Raw genomic sequence first — 17,151 nt, 5'->3', positions numbered from 1 at the left:
GGACCACCCATGCGTGCACTGGACGCCGCTCGCGAGACGTGCGAGGCGTTCCTCCCCGGCCTGCAGGACCAGCTCGCCGCGCTGGAGCTCGATGAGCTGGAAGGACCGGAGTCCTCCGCCATCGCGCTCTTCCGCGCGGCCGGCGGGCCGGGGCTGGTGATCCCCCGGGCGTACGCGGGCGCCGGCGCGGACCCGTTGCAGGCCATGGCCGTCACCCGCGCCCTGGCCTCCCGCGCGCCCTCGCTGGCGGTCGCCACGACCATGCACCACTTCTCCGTGGCGACGCTGTTCACCCTGGCGGAGAGCGTGAAGTCGAGCGGGATGGAGTGGGCGCTGCTGGAAGGCGTTGCCACGCAACGCCTGCTGGTGGCCTCCGGGTTCGCCGAGGGCAAGCCGGGGCAGGGCATCCTCACGCCGACGATGTCCGCGGTCAAGGCCGAGGGCGGGTACCTCATCAACGGCTCGAAGAAGCCGTGCAGCCTGTCCCGGTCGTTCGACCTGCTGACCGCCAGCGTGTCGGTGACCGGCGACGACGGTCAGCAGGAGATGGCGGTGCTGCTGCTGCCCCGCCAGAGCGAGGGCATCACGGTGCACCCGTTCTGGTCGAGCTGGGCGCTCGCCGGTGCGGAGAGCGACGAGATCCGGCTCACCGACGTGTTCGCCGACGAGCAGCTGCTGATGCGCACCGACGCGGCCCGCGACGAGCTGGACGACCTGCAGACCATCGGCTTCATCTGGTTCGAGCTGCTGATCTCCTCGTCCTACCTCGGCATGGCGAGCGCGCTGGTGGAACGCGTGTTCGCCGCGGCCAAGGGCAGCGAGTCCGACCGGGCGGCGGTGGTGCTGCGGCTGGAGTCCGCGACGCTGCTGCTGGAGGGCATGGCCAGGATGATCATGGCCGGTGAGGTGGACGACGTCGCACTGGGCAAGACGCTCGTCGCCAGGTACGCCGCGCAGGACGCGCTGACCGACACCGTGAACCGCGCGGTCGAGCTGCTGGGCGGCATGGCGTTCATCTCCTCGCCCGAGGTCGCCTACCTGGCCGCGGTCACGCACGCGCTCGCGTTCCACCCGCCCTCGCGCGGCAGCTTCACCGTTCCGTTCCTCGCACACGTCGGCGGGCAGCCGCTGCGACTGGGAAGTGGGTCATGAGCGTGCTGGACACCGCCACGCCCGACCGCGAGGCACTCGGCCGGCTGTACCGGTCCAGGCTCAGCAAGGGCCGCGCGACGCTCGGCGAGATGTTCGGCGGGCACGTCGAGGTGGGCTCGCAGGGCGCCTGGGTCACCACGCAGGAGGGCCGCCGGTTCCTCAACTGCGGCGGCTACGGCGTGTTCCTGATGGGCGCGCGGCACCCGACGGTGCTGCGGCACGTGCTCGCGCAGCTCAGCAGGCACCCGGTGTCGACGCGGATCTTCCTCGAACCGCAGGCGGCGCTCGCGGCCGACGCCCTGGTGTCCGTCTCACCGCCGGGACTGGAACGCGTGCACTTCTCCGGTGCCGGCGCCGAGGCCGTCGAGACCGCCATCAAGATCGCCCGCACGAACGGCAAGCGGCGGCTGGTCGCGATGGGGTCCGGCTACCACGGCAAGACCATGGGCGCGCTGAGCCTCACCGGCAAGGACGTGTTCCAGCAACCGTTCCTGCCGCTGCTGCCCGGCACCTCGCACGTCCCGTACGGCGACGCCGAGGCCCTCGACGCGCTGCTCGCGACGATGCCGGGTGAGGCCTGCGTGTTCGTCGAACCGGTGCAGGGCGAAGCCGGGGTGGTGCTGCCACCGCCGGGTTACCTGCGGGCGGTCGCGGACTCCTGCCGCGCGCACGGTGCGATGCTCGTGGTCGACGAGATCCAGACCGGTCTCGGCCGGCTCGGCTCGTGGTGGGGCGTCGACACCGAGGGCGTCACGCCGGACCTGCTGCTCGTCGGCAAGGGGCTCAGCGGCGGTGTCGTCCCGGTCGCCGCCGTCGTCGCCACCGCACGGGCGTTCCGCGCGCTCGACCGCGACCCGTTCCTGCACACCTCGACGTTCTCCGGTGTGCCGCTGGCGATGGCGGCGGCCCGCGGCGCGATCGAGGCGATCCAGGAGGACAACCTCGTCGAACGGTCCCGCGTGCTCGGCGAGGAGATCCTCGGGCAGGTGCGCAGGATCGTGCACGCCCACTTCGGCGACCTGGTGCGCGAGGTGCGCGGCCGCGGCCTGCTGATGGGCGTCGAGTTCACCGAACCCGGTCTCGCCGGCGACCTGCTGATCGAGCTCGTCGAGCACGGCGTGATCGCCAACCACTCGCTCAACTCCCACCTCGTCCTGCGCCTGACGCCGCCCGCGGTGCTGACCCGCGACGAGCTTCGACTTCCTCTACGAGGCGCTGGACCGCGCGTGCGCGGTGCAGGCCGCCCGATACCCGGAAGGGGTGCAGACCCATGCGTGACGCGCAGGTGACGATCCTCGTCGCCGACGTCGGCCCGGCGACCACGTTCGAGCGGATCTCCGACTTCGCCGCGTACCCGGACCTGATCGACGTCGTGCGCTCGGTCAGCGTCCGGCCCGTCGGCCCCGGCGAGGACCACAGCGACTGGGAGGTCTTCTTCCGCAACGGCATCCTGCGCTGGACCGAGGTCGACCGGTTCGACGCGGACGCGCTGACGATCACGTTCGAGCAGCTCGAAGGCGACTTCGCCGAGTTCGCGGGCACCTGGGTGGTGACACCGCACGGCACCGGCAGCGCCGTCGCGTTCACGGCCGGGTTCGACTTCGGCATCCCGAGCCTCGCCGGACTGCTCGACCCGATCGCCGAGCGGGTGCTGAAGGAGACCATCGTCCGCGCGGTGGCCGGCCTGTTCGACCGGGTGGACGTGGTGGGCGACGACGCCGCCCTCGCACTCGCGGCGGGGGTGCGGTGATGGACGCCAAGAACACGTTCACCACCCGCACCACGTACAACCTGCTGCGCGCGGAGTACGGGCTCGGTCTCGTCGTCGCCGTCGTGCTGTTCTTCTGGCACATCGGCGAGGTGCGCTGGCTGCCCGCGATCGGGTTGTTCCTCTACATCGACCTGATCGGCTACCTGCCGGGGGCGGTCGCCTACCACCGCAGCGCCGACAAGAAGATCCCCAAGGTCTACTACGTCCTCTACAACACCATGCACAGCCTGGTGACGCAGGGACTCGTCGCCATCGCGTGGATCGTCCTCATCGGACCGGAGTGGGCGTTGCTCGCCCTGCCGATCCACCTCTTCGGCGACCGCGCGCTGTTCGGCAACCTGCTCAAGCCGTTCGTGCTGTCGTTCGAACCGGTCGCCCACCCGGCGTGGCTGCGGTTCCGCGCCGAGCTCGACGCCGCCGACCGCGGGGTGACCGAGCTGGTGGGCACGCGGTGAGCGTCGGCACGGTGCCCAGGTTCAGCCGGCACTTCACCAACGGTGTCGCGGTGCTCAGCTGCGGCACCGGGCCGTCCGTCCACGGCGTCACGGTCAGCACGCTCGCCCTCGCCTCGGTCGACCCGCCGATGGTGTCGTTCGCGCTGCGCTCGGGCAGCCGCGGCCTCGCCGCCCTGCTGGCGGCCGGGCGGTTCGCCGTCAACCGGCTCGCGGAGGGGCAGGCCGACCTCGCCCGCTACTTCGCCAGCGCGACCAGGGGACGCGGGCAGCCGGAGGTGTGGCGGGAGGGCACCGAGGTGCCGCTGCTGGCCGACGCGGCGGGCTGGCTGGAGTGCACGGTCGACCGGGTGGTGCCCACCGGTGACCACGTCCTCGTGCTGGGCCGCGTGCTGCGCGCCGAGCTCGGTGCGGGTGCCCCGCTCTCGAACACCTTTCGAACCGACCCGAGGAGCTGACGGTGTCCGACCGCACGACGATTCCCGCCGAGGCCGACTGGGAGAACGCTCCCTCGCTCGTCGACGGCGCGATGAGCCTCGACCTCACGGCCGAGACCTGCGACCTGAAGTACTGGTTCGGCAACGTGCCGCAGGGAACGTTGCGCGGTCACGTGCTCGGGCACGCGCCGGACGTGGTGCCGCTCGACGTCACCGCGCAACCCGGCCCGCTCAACGACGCGCTCACCCAGGAGCTCGCGTTCCGCTCCATCGCGGAGGAGAAGGCCACGCGGGCGATCTCCTACCTGGTGGCGCTCGCACCGGACAACGCGTCCATGGAGTTCTACGCCACCCAGCTGATGGACGAGGCGCGGCACGCCATGGTGTTCCGCAACCACCTGCTGGAGCTGGGCGTCGCCGCGCAGGACCTGTGGTCCACCATCGACCGGCTCGCCGAGACCGACCGCGACCGCATCCTCGTGCCGCTGGAGGAGCTCGGCCTGCGGGTGCTGCGCGACGAGGGCGACTTCATCGGCGGCGTGGTCGTGCTGACCGTGCTGGTCGAGGGCGTGCTGGCGCCGGCGGCCGAGCTGAGCGAGCGCAAGTGGCGCGTCTTCGACCCGGCCGCCGCGGAGATCGAACGCGGCGCGGGCATCGACGAGATCCGCCACCTCACCGTCGGCAGCGCCATCGCCCGCGACTACCTGCAGCACAACCCCGAGGCCAGGGGACGCGTGCTGGAGCTGATGCAGCACGGCTACGAGCTGTGGGCGAAGCTGCCGACCGAGGACATGCTGGTGCGCCGCGAGTCCTTGTTCCAGGAGGGCATCCGCCTGCACGGGCACCTGCTCGGCGACTACGAGATCTGGCCGGGCAGGCGGCTCGCCGACACCACCGTCGAGGAACGGGTCGGCACCGCGCACGAGTGGACCGACCAGATGCAGCGCGTCCGGCTCGCCTACATGGGACTGGAGGGAGGAACGGCATGACCTCGATCAAGAGCCAGCCGCCGACCGCGCTGGCCGAGATCACCAGGATCGTCAAGCAAGCCGGGCTGATGGACTCCCGGCCCGTCTACTACACGATCAAGATCATCTCGAACCTGGTGCTGCTCGCGGCGGGCTGGGTGGCGTTCGTGCTCGTCGGCGACTCGTGGTGGCAGCTCGCGGTCGCGGTCTACCTGGCGTTCTGCTTCGCGCAGACCGACCTCATCGGCCACGACGCCGGCCACCGGCAGATCTTCCGCACCAAGACGCCGAACGAGGTGATCGGCTACGTGCACGGCAACGTGCTCACCGGCGTCAGCTTCGGCTGGTGGGTCGGGCACCACACCAAGCACCACAACTTCCCGAACCACCTCTCGCTCGACCCGGACATCCTGCGCAGGCAGGTGATCTTCGACAAGAGCCAGAGCGCCAGCCGCACCAGCGCGTTCTCCCGGTTCGTGGTGCGCCACCAGTCGTGGATGTTCTACGTGCTGATCATGATGGAGGGCGTGCGGCTGCACCTGTCCGGCTACGTCGCCGCCAGCAAGGGCGCGCTGACCAGGTACCGCAACGCGGAGCTCGTCGTCATCACGCTGCACCTGGTCGTGTACCTCGTGGCCGTGTTCCTGGTGATGTCGCCGCTGAAGGCGGTCGCGTTCATCGTGGTGCACCAGGCGCTCTTCGGCTTCTACATGGGGTTGCTGTTCGCGCCCAACCACAAGGGCCTGCCCGTGCGCGACGGCGAGTCCGAGGAGCTCGACTGGCTGACCCGCCAGGTGGTGACCTCGCGCAACATGCTGCCGAGCCGGGTCACGAACTTCTTCTACGGCGGGCTGAACTACCAGATCGAGCACCACCTGTTCCCGTCGATGCCGCGCAGCAACCTGCACCGCGCCCAGCCGCTGGTGAAGGATTTCTGCCTGCGCCAGGGACTGCCCTACGTCGAGGTGTCGCTGGCCCGCTCGTACCTGGAGGTCTCCGACTACCTGGGCGAGGTCAGCGACGACGTCCGCGATCTGGGGGAAGGTGTGACCGCCGTCCTGTGCGGCCTCGGCGCCTGGTTGCCACCCGCGGTCGTGACCAACGACGACCTGGCCGCCGAGCTGGACACCTCCGACGAGTGGATCACGACCAGGACCGGCATCCGCAGCAGGCACGTCGCCGACCCGTCCCTCGCGACGTCCGACCTGGCCGTCGAGGCCGGTGCGCGGGCGTTGAAGTCGGCGGGTGCCGCGTCCGTGGACGCCGTCGTGCTCGCCACGACGACACCCGACCAGCGGTGCCCGGCGACGGCACCGCTGGTGTCGGCGCGGCTCGGGCTCGGCACCGTGCCGGCGTTCGACGTCCAGGCCGTGTGCACGGGTTTCCTGTACGGGCTCGGCATCAGCGCGGGGCTGATCGCGTCCGGGGCCGCGGAGCGGGTCCTGCTGATCGGCGCGGAGACCTACTCGCGCATCCTCGACCCCGCCGACCGCAGCACGCGGGTCATCTTCGGTGACGGCGCGGGAGCGGTCGTGCTGCGGGCGGGCGAGCCGGACGAGCTGGGCGCGCTCGGCCCCGTGCAGCTCGGCAGCGACGGCACCGGCCACGACATGATCACCATCCCGTCCGGCGGCGCGCGCGACCCGTTCGGCACCGACCCGTACTTCCGGATGCGCGGCAGCGCGGTGTTCCGGCACGCGGTCGAACGCATGACCGAGTCGGCGCGCACCGCCCTGCGGACCGCCGGCTGGGCCGAACCGGACGTCCTGGTGGCGCACCAGGCGAACCTGCGCATCATCCACGCCGTCGCGGGCCAGCTCGGCGTGTCCCGCGACCGGTGCGCCGTGCACCTCGACCGGGTCGGCAACACCGCCGCCGCGTCGATCCCGCTCGCCCTCTCCGACGCGCGGCTCGCGCCGGGCACCCGCGTGCTGCTGACCGGTTTCGGCGGCGGACTCGCCTGGGGCGCCTGCGCGTTGCGCTGGCCGGACCTGTCCCTGACCTGAGTGGAAGGAAACGCAGATGAACGACGTCTACGACCGGCTGGTCAAGATGCTGATGGACGTGATGGGCATGGAGGAGGACGAGATCCAGCCGCACCACACGTTCAACGAGCTCGAGGTCGACTCGCTCGGCCTGGTCGAGCTCGTGCTGGTGGTGCAGAAGGAGTTCGGCGTCGAGATCGCCGACGACGAGGTCAGCCCCGACTTCACCATCGCCCAGACCGCGGAGCTGATCGTGGGCAAGGGCGTGAAGGTGTGACGCCCGGCCGGTTCGACGCCGCGATCACCGGGGTCGGGCTGGTGACGTCCGCCGGAGTCGGCGCGGCCGCCGCGTGGGAACGCATCCTGCTCGGCTCGGCGACCGCCGCCACGAAGGTGCCCGCGCTCGCGGGCACCCCGGCGGACTTCGGTTGCCAGGCCGACGGTTTCGACGCGATCGCGGCCCTCGGCAAGCGCACCGCGTGGCGGCTGGACCGCAGCACCCAGATGGCCATGGCCGCCGCGGCCGAGGCGCTGGCGGACTCCGGTCTCGACCCGGCGCGGTGGAACGGCGAGCGGGTGGCGGTGGTGCTGGGCAACGGCATCGGCGGCGCCGCGGCATGGGAGAAGCAGCACAACGTCCTGCGCGACAACGGTCCGCTGGAGGTGTCGCCGATGCTCATCCCGATGCTGTCGATGAACATGTCCGCCGGCTACGTCGCGATCCAGTGCGGGGCGAAGGGACCCAGCCTGGTGACCGCCACGGCGTGCGCTTCCGGCACCACCGCCGTCGGTGTGGCCAGGGACCTGTTGCGCAACGACAGGTGCGACGTGGTGATCACCGGCGGCACCGAGGCGTGCCTGGTGCCGTCGATCATCTCCGGGTTCAGCCAGATGGGCGCGCTGTCGGCGCGCGGGGACGAGATGGACGTGGCGTCCCGGCCGTTCGACGTCGACCGGGACGGCTTCGTGCCGGCGGAGGGCGCGGCGGTGCTGGTGCTGGAACGGGTCGCGGACGCCCGTGCCCGCGGCGCGCGCATCCACGCGTGCGTCAGCGGGTACGGCGCCTCGGCCGACGCGCACCACCCGACCGCGCCCGACCCGGACGGCGCCGGTGCCGAACTGGCGGTGCTCGCGGCGTTGCGGGACGCGCAGATCGGTGCTGGCGAGGTCGACCACGTCAACGCGCACGGCACCTCGACGCCGTTGAACGACGTCGCCGAGGCCAGGATGATCCGCCGCGTGCTGGGGGACCGGCCGGCCGTCACGTCCATCAAGGGCGTCGTCGGCCACGCCCTGGGCGCAGCGGGGGCGATCGAGGCGGTGGCGACGGCGCTGACCGTGCGCGACCGGCTCATCCCGCCCACCGCGAACCTCGACAACATCGCGCCCGAGATCGAGGTGGACGTCGTCGCGAAGATCGCCAGGGAGGCGACGGTCGACGTGGCGGTCAGCAACTCGTTCGGGTTCGGCGGCCAGAACGCCGTGCTGGTGCTCACCCGCCCCTGACGCGACTGGTCCTGGTCGTCGGGAACGACCAGGACCAGTCGGGTGGCGCCCAGAGGGGCTACCAGACGATCAGCGAACGCCCGCCGGTGCGGGCCTCCATCCGCTCGAACGCCTCACCGACCCGTTCCAGCGGAATCCGGTCGGTCACCACGACGTCGAGGTCGATCGCGCCGGCCCGGACGTGCTCCAGCAGCTCCGGCAGGTCGCGAGCGGGATCGGTGTTGCCGTGCAGGCAGCCGACGAGCGTGCGCGCGGAGTGGAACAGCTCCAGCGCGGAGAAGGTGACCTGCTGGCTCTTCCCGCCCGCACCGACGACCGTGGTGACACCGCCGCGGCGGGTCATGTCCCACGCCTGCCGGATCGTCTCCGCGCTGCCCACGCACTCGATGGCGTGGTCGACACCGCCGTCCACGAGCGACCGGGCCGACTCGCCGGCCAGGAGGAAGTCCGTGGCACCGCAGGCGCGGGCGGCGGACTCCTTGGCCGGTGAGGCGTCGACCGCGATGATCCGCTCGGCACCGCTCAACCTGGCCGCCTGCACCGCGATGAGCCCGACACCACCGGTGCCGATCACGGCGACCGAGTCACCGGGCGCGACCCGCGCGCTGCGCCGCACCGCCCCGTACGCCGTGAGCGCCGCGCACCCCAGCAGGGCGGCGGTCTCCGGCGGGAGGTCGGACGGCACCACGACCACGGCCTCGGCGGGCACCACGGTCTGCTCGGCGAACGCGGCCACCCCGAGACCGGGGTACACCGGTTCGTCCTGCCACGTGCCCAGCGGGCGGCGTGACGCCTCGTCCCCGCGGGTGCACAGGAAGGGCTGACCGCGCAGGCACCAGCGGCACGACCGGCAGGCCGGCCGCCAGCTCAGCACCACGTGGTCGCCCACCCGCACACCGGTGACGTCCGGTCCCACCTCGGCCACCACGCCGGTGCCCTCGTGCCCCAGCACGGCGGGCAACGGGTGCGGCAGCGTCCGCTGCGCCAGCGACAGGTCCGAGTGGCAGACACCGGCGGCGGTCAGGCGGACCCGCACCTCGCCGGGACCGGGGGCGCGCAGCGAGATCTTCTCCACGCTCAGCGGGCCACCGGTGGTGACCGCGGCCAGCACGCGCATCAGTCGGCCGCCGCCATCGAGATGGTCTCGTCGATCTCGGCCTGGCGCTCCTGGAGCTCCCGGCGTTCCCGGTCGAGCTGCTCTGCCTGGTCCTCGTCGGCCGCCATGAGCTTCAGCAGGTCCTTGTTCGCCATGTCCAGCACGCCCATGTCGTCGTAGGCCTTCTGCACGGCAGGGCCCCACAGGCCGATGTCGCGCACGCACGGCACGATCCGCGCGAACAGCAACGACCGGAAGGCGCGCATGCGCGGGCCCTTGTTCATCAGCTCCATGCACTCGGCCATGTCGAACCCGAGGTTCTCCCACACCTCCTGCATGCGCAGCCGGTCGCGCATCAGGTAGCAGCCCTCGATGACGAACTCCTCGCGCTCGGCCCGTTCCTTCGCCGACAGCTCGGCGTAGTAGTCCTTCAGCGCGAGCCGGCCGAACGCCACGTGCCGCGCCTCGTCCTGCATGACGTACGCGAGGATCTGCTTGGGCAGCGGCTTGTTCGTCTTGTCCCGCAGGATGCCGAACGCGGCCAGCGCGAGCCCCTCGATCAGCACCTGCATGCCCAGGTAGGGCATGTCCCAGCGGGAGTCGTTGAGCGCGTCCTCCAGCAACGACTTGAGGTGCGGGTTGATCGGGTAGGTCAGCCCGATCTTCTCGTCGAGGAACTTGGAGAACACCTCCGCGTGCCGCGCCTCGTCCATCACCTGCGTGGCGGCGTAGAACTTGGCGTCGATGTCGGGCACCGACTGCACGATCCGCGCCGAGGTGATCATCGCGCCCTGCTCACCGTGCAGGAACTGGCTGAACTCCCACGACGCCATGTGCTGGCGCATCACCTTGCGCTCCTGGTCGTTCAGCTTCTCGTACTGCCGCGACCCGTACAGCGCCAGCGTGTTCTCCGGTGTGCCGAGCACGTCGTACGGGTCGACCTCGATGTCCCAGTCGATCCGCTTGACGCTGTCCCACTGCTTGTCCTTGCCCTTCTGGTACAGGCTCAGCAGCCGTTCGCGGCCGGAGTCGTAGTCCCAGCTGAAGTAGGTGTCGCCGGCCGCGGGGAACGTCCAGTTCGTGCTGTCCATCAGGAACTCTCCACAGGTTCGGAGGGGACGACCACGGGCAGCGCGCCGGGCACGACCTCGATCGTGTACCGCGACTCGGGCGTGGTCTGCAGCTCGCCGTCGTGCTCGAACACCAGCGGCTCGCCGTCGGTGCGTTCGAGCACGAACCGGCGGCCGCGGACGTAGGTCACCTCGGGACGGTGGACGTGGCTGCCGTCGGCGGTCAGGCCGGGCAGCGCCTTCGGGTCGAGCTCACCGCTCACGACGCAGACGTCGAGCAGCCCGTCGTCGAGCAGGGAGTGGGGGAGCACCATGAACCGGCCGCCGCGGAACCGGCCGCCGCCGACGTTGGCCAGCACCACGGTGCCGTCGTGCACCAGCCGGTCGTCGACGAGCACCCGGCCCGGGTAGGGCGTGAAGGTGGCGATGGTCTCGGCGACGGCCCGCTGGTAGCGCTCACGGCCGTGGTGCTGCGTCAGCCGCGCGGCGCTCACGAGCGCCTGCGCGACCAGACCGGTGCACGCGCCGAGCAGGAAGTAGCGGTCGGTCTCCAGCACCCAGCCCACGTCGAGCCGGGCGACCCGCGACGGCGCCCGCAGCGCCTCCCGCCACGGCAGGTCCGACCAGAGCTCGCGGTAGGTGGAGTTGCCGGTGCCCGCGGGCACGATCCGCAGCGGTGGCGCCTCGCCGGCCGCCCGGACGAGCCCGGAGGCGACCTCGCGCACGGTGCCGTCACCGCCGACCGCGACGACGAGGTCGGCGCCGTCGGCGGCCGCCTTGGTGGCGAGCTCCTCCGCGTGTCCCGGGTACTCGGTGACCAGCACGTCCGCCGTGGCGAACGTACCGGCGACCTCGTCTGCGAGGGACCGACCACCCTGTCCGGCAACGGGATTGGTGATGATCACCGGCATGCGGGGGTCCCTTCGCTGTCAGCGGAGAGAGCAGGATTCGAACCTGCGGAAGCCACGGGGGCCTCGATCGGGCGAGCCCGACCTCCGTTGGGCCACTACGGAAATCTCTCCTCGTTCGACACCGATGCTGCCAGAAGGTCCTTACATTCCACTGAGATCACCGCTTCAGCGCGGTCTCCGCGCGCGGTGCCGGCGCACCGGTGTGGATGGACAGGCCGAGGCTGATCAGACCCGCGATCGCGGCCGTCACGCAGCAGAAGAGCGCCACGTGGCCGTGCGGGACGGGATCGGACGACACCTCGACCGGCAGGATCGCGGCCAGCGCGGCGATGCCCAGCGCCCCGCCGATCTGCCGCACGGCCATGTTCAGCCCGGTCGCGCCGGCGAACTGGGTCGGCTGCACGGACAACGCCGCCGCGCTCGACACACCGGTGCTCACCGCGCCCATGCCGAGCCCGGCCACCAGGCCCACCGGCAGCCACAGGGACCACAGCTGAGGCTCTGCGGAGAGCCCGAGGTAGAGCCACACCCCGGCGGCCACGACCAGCAGGGCGCCGACCGACACCACCAGCCGCGGGTTGCGCTTGCTCAGCACCTTGCCGACGCGGGCGGCCACGATCGCGGACACCACCGCGCCGGGGCTCATCACCAGACCGGCGACCAGCCACGAGATGTGCCAGACGTTCACCAGCACCAGCGCGCCGATCAGCAGCCACGCGTACAGCGAGGCGCCGAAGAACAGCGAGACGGCATTGGCCAGCGCGAACGTCCTGGTGCGCCACAGCCTCGTCTCGAGCGCGGGCACCGGGTGCCGCCACGAGCGCACGATGGCGACCGCCAGCAGCACCGCGCCGGCGCCGAGCGCGGTGAGCGCCCGCCAGTCCCAGCGCCAGGTCTGCCCCTCGGTCACGCCCAGGGTGAGCAGGCCGACACCGCACGCCAGCACCGCCGTGCCGAGCAGGTCGGGCAGCTTTCCGCTGTGCCGCGCGGACTTCTCGGTCTTGCGGATGCCGAGCAGCAGCGCGACGCCCAGCGGCAGGTTGACCAGGAACACCGACCGCCAGCCGAACGCGTCGATCAGCACGCCGCCCAGCACGGGTCCGGCGGCCGCGGCGGCGGAGGCAGCGGCAGCCCACAGGCCGATGGCCTCCGCACGGCGTTCCGGCGGTGAGTCGACCAGCGCCACGGCCAGCGACGCGGGGATCATCGCGGCCGCGCCCACGCCCTGCAGCCCGCGGGCGATCAGCAGCACCGGCAGGGTCGGGGCGACGGCGCACAGCACCGACGCCGCGGTGAACAGGCCCACGCCGAACGTGTACAGCGAACGCCGTCCCACGACGTCGGCGAGCCGGCCGGCGGGTGCGAGCAGCGACGCGAACAGCACCGCGTACAGGGAGATCACCCAGGTGACGTCGGTGGCGGAGGCGTCGGGGAAGGTGCGGTGCAGGTCGGTGATGGCGAGGTTCGTGATGGTCGCGTCGAGCAGCGACAGGAACGTCGCTCCGCACGCGAGCAGCACGACGGTGGTGAAGCCGGGCCGGGTCATGGAGTCGACCATGGCAGTGATCGCCGGGCGGCTCTGGCGGTTTTGCGACATCACCCGTCCGGGCCGTGACCCGGTGCGGATCGTGTCGCAAAACTGCCAGTCAAGCGCCGGGGAATGCGCCACCATGATCAGGTGACGTCAGCACCACTGCCACCCGTGGAGTTCGCGGTCCCGCTCGGGGGACCGCGCAGGTTCACCATCACCCCCACGCCCATCGGGGAGCTGCTGCTCCTGGGCGACGGGGAGTCGATCACCGGCATCTACATGATGCCGGACCAGATGTACATGCCGGCGATCGCCGACGACTGGGTGCGCGACCCCGGCCTGTTCGGGGAGCTGGAACGCCAGCTGGACGCGTACTTCGCCGGCGAGCTGAAGGTGTTCGACGTGCCGCTCGCGCCACGGGGAACGCCCTTCCAGCTGGAGGTGTGGCGTGAGCTGAGCACGGTGCCGTGCGGTGTCACCACGACGTACGGCGCGATCGCCCTGGCCATCGGCAAGCCGACCGCGTCACGCGCGGTCGGTGCTGCCAACGGGCGCAACCCGATCTCGATCATCCTGCCCTGTCATCGGGTCGTGGGCGCGAACGGCTCGTTGACCGGTTACGGCGGCGGGCTACCGCGCAAGATGCGGTTGCTGGAGATGGAACGCGTCTGAGCAGCCGCGGCAGGCAGCCGCGTCCACCCCCGCGCGGCTGCCTGCTCCACCAGCACCGGATCCTCGCCCACCACCACGGCGGTGCCGACGGCCAGCAGCATCGGCAGGTCCGTCGAGTGGTCGCCGTAGGCGGTGCACAGCGCCGGGTCCAGGCCGTGCGCCGCCATCACGGCGTTCGCCACGTCGGCCTTGTCCGGCCCGATCATCGGCGTGACGACCTCGCCGGTGTAGCGCCCGTCGCGCACCGCGAGCCGGGTGCCGTGCACGAGGTCGGCGCCCAGCCAGGCGGCGATCGGCGCCAGGCACACCTCGAACGACCCGGACACCAGCACGGTGAGGTCGCCGCGGTCGCGGTGCCACCGGAACGCCTCCAGCGGGGCGGGCAGGAACAGCTCCTCCGGGTCGGGGTACGCGGAGAACCACTCCCTGCCCGCCGCCGCCAGCTCCGCGACCGCCTCACCGGCGAACACGCGGTAGTAGTCGCCGATCACCTCGGACCGCGACCACCCGGCCGCGGCGAGCGCGCGCAGCCGGGTGGTGACCTCGGTGAACCGGTCGGGCCGGTGGTGCTGCAGGAAGCGGAACATGCTGCGGACGGCCAGCAACGTCTCGTCGACGTCGAAGAACGCGGCGCTCAGTCCCATGCGACCGGGGAGCTCCTCCCACCCGCCGAGCGCGGCGTAGTCCTTCCACCGCAGCTCCTCCAGCGGCACCGCGACCCGCAGGCCGGGGAACCGGTCGAACAGGCCGCGCAGCGCGATCTCCAGCTCGGCCTTGGCGAGGTTCGCACCGATGCAGAAGTGCGGCCCGAAGCCGAACCCGAGCTGCGTGGTCTCGGCGCGGGTGATGTCGCAGGTGTCCGGGTTCTCGATCACGGACTCGTCGCGGCAGCCGGACGCCACCGACGCGATCACCGCCGACCCCGAGGGGATCTTGACCCCGCTCAGCTCCACGTCGTCGACCGTGACGCGGATGGACGTGCCGCCGCCCAGCCCGTTGAGCCGCACCATCTCGTTGACCGCGGCGGGGTAGAGCGACGGGTCCTCGAGCAGCATCGCGAGCTGGTCGGGGTTGCGCACCAGCGTCACCACCGACGAACCGAGCACGGTGACCGTCGTGTCGTGCCCGGCGAGCAGCAGCAGCACGCCGAGGCTCACGATCTCGGTCTCGGTGATCGTCTCGTCGCCCTCGCTGTCGTGCTTGGCGACGAGCGAGCTGATCATGTCGTCGCCCGGCTCCGCGCGCTTGTCCTCGATCAGCTTGGCGAAGTACGCGCGCATGTCGGCGTTGGCCTTGGCGATCTCCTCGCCGGGGTACTTGGTCAGCGACATGAACCGGTCGGTCCAGCCGCCGAACAGGTGGTGGTCGGCGAACGGCACGCCGAGGATCGAGCAGATCATCCGCAGCGCCAGCGGCCGCGCCAGGTGCTCCAGCAGGTCGGCCGGCTGCGGTTGCGCGGCCAGCCCGTCCAGCAGCTCGTCGGTGACCTTCTGCAGGTGCGGGCGCATCGCGTCGATCTTCGCCGCGGTCAGCGTGGGGTTGGCGAGCTTGCGGAGCCGCGTGTGCCGCGGCGGGTCCATGCTCAGCATGCTGTTCGGGTCGGGCAGCACGTGCTGCGCCTTGGGCACGCCCGGCAGGAACACCGCCTCGCGGCTGAACCGGCGGTCGTTCAGCACGACCCGCGCGTCGTCGTGCCTCGTGACGATCCAGCCGGGGTCACCGGTCGCGAGCGAGACCGGGCACACCGGTTGTTCCCTGCGCAGCTGCGCGTACTCCTCCGGCGGGTCCACGGGACTCGTGCGCAGCAACGGGTAGGCGAACCGCGGAGTGTGTTCGGCCATGGCGGAACGTCCTTCCTCAGTGGGCGGTCAGTGCGGTGCGGATCAGGTGGTCGAGCTGCCGCGCGTCGAGCTCGGGGAGCCGGTCGAGCTCGTCGGCCACCTCCTGCGGGACACCGGTCGCGAGCAGCTTCGCCCGTGCCATGGCGCGGTGCTCGCGCCTGGTCTCCTCGCCGGCCGAGCCGGCGGCGTGGGCACGGCCCTCGGTGAGCCTGCGGCCGTCCTTGAAGACGAGGGTCACCACGGCACCCACGGCCTTGGTCGCGTTCTCGAAGGTCGTGCTGGGCGGACCGGGCGGTGGCGCGGCCCTGCCACCGGAGAAGTCGGCCAGCCACCCGCGGGCCCGCTCGCCCGCCTGCCTGACCGCCTCGCCCAGCGGGGCCGTCGCCCGCAGCAGGTTGCGGCTCAGCTCCGGGTCGAACCGCAGCCGCGTCCGCTCGGCGAGCTCCCAGCGGCGCGGGTCCGCGGTGGCGGGTCCGGTCAGGTCCGCGGGCGTGACGGCACCGGTGAGCAGCGCGGTGGCCACGTTGTACCCGACGGAGAGGTTCAGCGCCATGATCGCCGAACGTTCCCGGTCCAGGTACGGCGCGCCGTCCGCGTCCATGGCGATGGTCAGCCCGGCCGCCCGCACCTCGACCTCCGCGATGTCGTCCGCGTCCTGCGCGGTCAGCTTGTCGTGCAACGCCATCGCGCAGTCGATCGCGGCGTCCACGTAGGCACCGGCGGGGTGCAGCTTCACCGTCAGCGTCTCGGTGTGCCACCGCTCGCCGAACCCGCTCGTGATCACCTCGGGCGAGGGGACCTGGGAGACCTTGGCCAGCAGCCCGTTCGGGTGCTCCAACAGGTCCGGTGCGCCGGTGAGCCCCGCCGCCGCGGCGTCGCAGGCGTCCAGCGCGATGCGCACCGGCACCGCCGCGGACAGCACCTTGGCGTCGCTGCCCAGGAATGCCCTGCGCAGCGGCCACGGCGGTGCGCTCAGCGCGATGCCCCACGCGTTCACCCACGCCTCGACCGGGTCGCCCTGGGCGTGGGAGCGCGCGGCCACCGCGCCGACCAGCTGCGCGTAGCTCGCGCCCTGGCCGCGCAACGTGCCCAGCGCCGCCGCTGCGGTGACCCGCGCGGCGCACTCGCTCGACGCCACCACGGCGGCGAGCAGCGCGCGTCCGTCCAGACCGGACTGCCTGCGGTAGGCCAGCGGCACGTTGACCGTCGAGTGCGTCACGTGCCCCACGTACATGCTGTCCTCGTAGTACAGGCACGAGGACAGCCCGGCCAGCACGTGCGCGGCCCGTGCCGGGTCGTCGGCCAGCGGTGAGCCGAACGCCTTCAGCAGCTTCCACCCCAACGGGTGCGAGATGCCCGCCCGGAGCACCCCCAGGTGCGAGATGACCGCGCTGACCGCGTAGTCGGTGATCCGGGTGGGGAGGTCCGCGTACGTCAGCCGGGCGGCCCAGGTGGCCAGCTCCGTCGCGAGAGTGCGCTCACCGCTCATGCGTGCGTTCCCTGCGCTCGTCGTCCATCGTCCACAGTGCACAGCTGGTGGCGACCACCGAGGCCCTGGCCGACGCCAGCGCCTCCCTGGTGGGTTCGACCAGGTTCGGGTTGCCCCGCTGCGCCCCCTCGGAGACCGTCACGAGCCGCAGCGCGCACTCGACGGCCGCGATGCTGGCCTCCACCAGTGCTTCCTCCCTGCGGCCTGCCTCCAGGAGCTCGCCGAGCGCGTGCTCCAGCATGTCCCGCACCGACTTCCCCCCGGCCACGG

General features: G+C 71.8%; 18 protein-coding genes and 1 tRNA gene. 11 read left to right on the top strand and 8 right to left on the bottom strand.

Annotated features, from left to right (window positions below; all coding sequences use genetic code 11):
- Positions 1-9 precede the first annotated feature (9 nt).
- The 9 genes from ACVDFE_RS32110 to ACVDFE_RS32070 are packed head-to-tail and all read left to right on the top strand — an operon-like array spanning position 10 to position 8,271.
- Positions 10-1,152 carry an acyl-CoA dehydrogenase family protein gene (locus tag ACVDFE_RS32110; RefSeq protein WP_360387818.1) on the top strand — a complete coding sequence of 381 codons (1,143 nt, stop codon included), beginning with the start codon at positions 10-12 and terminating at the stop codon, positions 1,150-1,152.
- A complete protein-coding gene (locus tag ACVDFE_RS32105; protein WP_458433150.1) occupies positions 1,149-2,441 on the top strand; it encodes an aspartate aminotransferase family protein in 1,293 nt (430 codons plus the stop codon). Before ACVDFE_RS32110 ends, ACVDFE_RS32105 begins: the two co-directional genes overlap by 4 nt.
- Positions 2,423-2,902: a type II toxin-antitoxin system RatA family toxin gene (locus ACVDFE_RS32100; protein WP_360387823.1), complete on the top strand. Its 480-nt coding sequence runs from the start codon at positions 2,423-2,425 to the stop codon at positions 2,900-2,902. The genes ACVDFE_RS32105 and ACVDFE_RS32100 overlap by 19 nt, the downstream gene beginning before the upstream one ends.
- On the top strand, positions 2,902-3,378 hold the full coding sequence (locus ACVDFE_RS32095; RefSeq protein WP_360387826.1) for a hypothetical protein: 477 nt from the start codon (positions 2,902-2,904) through the stop codon (positions 3,376-3,378). Before ACVDFE_RS32100 ends, ACVDFE_RS32095 begins: the two co-directional genes overlap by 1 nt.
- 11 nt (positions 3,379-3,389) lie before the next feature.
- Positions 3,390-3,833 (top strand): flavin reductase family protein, encoded by a 444-nt coding sequence (locus ACVDFE_RS32090; RefSeq protein WP_360387828.1) that lies wholly within the window; start codon positions 3,390-3,392, stop codon positions 3,831-3,833.
- Positions 3,834-3,835: 2 nt separating this feature from the next.
- Positions 3,836-4,801, top strand: a complete 966-nt coding sequence (locus tag ACVDFE_RS32085) for a VlmB-like protein (RefSeq protein WP_458433149.1) — start codon at positions 3,836-3,838, stop codon at positions 4,799-4,801.
- Positions 4,798-6,786, top strand: coding sequence for a beta-ketoacyl-ACP synthase 3 (locus tag ACVDFE_RS32080; protein WP_458433148.1), 1,989 nt, complete (start codon positions 4,798-4,800; stop codon positions 6,784-6,786). The genes ACVDFE_RS32085 and ACVDFE_RS32080 overlap by 4 nt, the downstream gene beginning before the upstream one ends.
- A gap of 16 nt (positions 6,787-6,802) precedes the next feature.
- Positions 6,803-7,042 (top strand): acyl carrier protein, encoded by a 240-nt coding sequence (locus ACVDFE_RS32075; RefSeq protein WP_360387840.1) that lies wholly within the window; start codon positions 6,803-6,805, stop codon positions 7,040-7,042.
- A complete protein-coding gene (locus tag ACVDFE_RS32070) occupies positions 7,039-8,271 on the top strand; it encodes a beta-ketoacyl-[acyl-carrier-protein] synthase family protein (RefSeq protein WP_360387842.1) in 1,233 nt (410 codons plus the stop codon). Before ACVDFE_RS32075 ends, ACVDFE_RS32070 begins: the two co-directional genes overlap by 4 nt.
- A 58-nt stretch (positions 8,272-8,329) precedes the next feature.
- On the opposite strand, the gene ACVDFE_RS32065 is transcribed toward ACVDFE_RS32070, so the two are convergent.
- The 5 genes from ACVDFE_RS32065 to ACVDFE_RS32045 form a co-directional block, all read right to left on the bottom strand.
- A complete protein-coding gene (locus ACVDFE_RS32065; RefSeq protein ID WP_458433147.1) occupies positions 8,330-9,388 on the bottom strand; it encodes a Zn-dependent alcohol dehydrogenase in 1,059 nt (352 codons plus the stop codon).
- On the bottom strand, positions 9,388-10,458 hold the full coding sequence (locus tag ACVDFE_RS32060; protein WP_360387847.1) for a ferritin-like domain-containing protein: 1,071 nt from the start codon (positions 10,456-10,458) through the stop codon (positions 9,388-9,390). Before ACVDFE_RS32060 ends, ACVDFE_RS32065 begins: the two co-directional genes overlap by 1 nt.
- On the bottom strand, positions 10,458-11,348 hold the full coding sequence (locus ACVDFE_RS32055) for a diacylglycerol/lipid kinase family protein (RefSeq protein ID WP_360387850.1): 891 nt from the start codon (positions 11,346-11,348) through the stop codon (positions 10,458-10,460). The genes ACVDFE_RS32060 and ACVDFE_RS32055 overlap by 1 nt, the downstream gene beginning before the upstream one ends.
- A 22-nt stretch (positions 11,349-11,370) precedes the next feature.
- Positions 11,371-11,459: transfer RNA gene (locus ACVDFE_RS32050), tRNA-OTHER, on the bottom strand.
- A 46-nt stretch (positions 11,460-11,505) separates the two neighbouring features.
- A complete protein-coding gene (locus ACVDFE_RS32045) occupies positions 11,506-12,894 on the bottom strand; it encodes an MFS transporter (RefSeq protein WP_360387852.1) in 1,389 nt (462 codons plus the stop codon).
- A 10-nt stretch (positions 12,895-12,904) separates the two neighbouring features.
- Here ACVDFE_RS32045 and ACVDFE_RS32040 point away from each other — a divergent pair, with 10 nt between their 5' ends.
- Complete coding sequence (locus ACVDFE_RS32040; protein ID WP_360387855.1) at positions 12,905-13,030, top strand: hypothetical protein; 126 nt, start codon at positions 12,905-12,907, stop codon at positions 13,028-13,030.
- On the top strand, positions 13,027-13,551 hold the full coding sequence (locus ACVDFE_RS32035) for a methylated-DNA--[protein]-cysteine S-methyltransferase (protein ID WP_360387858.1): 525 nt from the start codon (positions 13,027-13,029) through the stop codon (positions 13,549-13,551). Before ACVDFE_RS32040 ends, ACVDFE_RS32035 begins: the two co-directional genes overlap by 4 nt.
- On the opposite strand, the gene ACVDFE_RS32030 is transcribed toward ACVDFE_RS32035, so the two are convergent.
- From ACVDFE_RS32030 to ACVDFE_RS32020, 3 genes are read right to left on the bottom strand one after another with little or no spacing between them, the layout of a single operon-like run.
- On the bottom strand, positions 13,497-15,392 hold the full coding sequence (locus ACVDFE_RS32030; protein ID WP_458433146.1) for an HAD-IB family hydrolase: 1,896 nt from the start codon (positions 15,390-15,392) through the stop codon (positions 13,497-13,499). The genes ACVDFE_RS32035 and ACVDFE_RS32030 overlap by 55 nt on opposite strands.
- 16 nt (positions 15,393-15,408) lie before the next feature.
- Positions 15,409-16,881 carry an MmgE/PrpD family protein gene (locus ACVDFE_RS32025; RefSeq protein ID WP_360387865.1) on the bottom strand — a complete coding sequence of 491 codons (1,473 nt, stop codon included), beginning with the start codon at positions 16,879-16,881 and terminating at the stop codon, positions 15,409-15,411.
- The gene (locus ACVDFE_RS32020; RefSeq protein WP_360387868.1) at positions 16,871-17,149 is read right to left on the bottom strand and encodes a hypothetical protein; all 279 of its coding nucleotides are present in this window, start codon (positions 17,147-17,149) and stop codon (positions 16,871-16,873) included. The genes ACVDFE_RS32025 and ACVDFE_RS32020 overlap by 11 nt, the downstream gene beginning before the upstream one ends.
- Positions 17,150-17,151 lie beyond the last annotated feature (2 nt).

The organism is Lentzea chajnantorensis, assembly GCF_054300775.1.
Note: the sequence above shows the minus strand (reverse complement) of the source record. Positions and strands in the feature narration are given on the sequence as shown.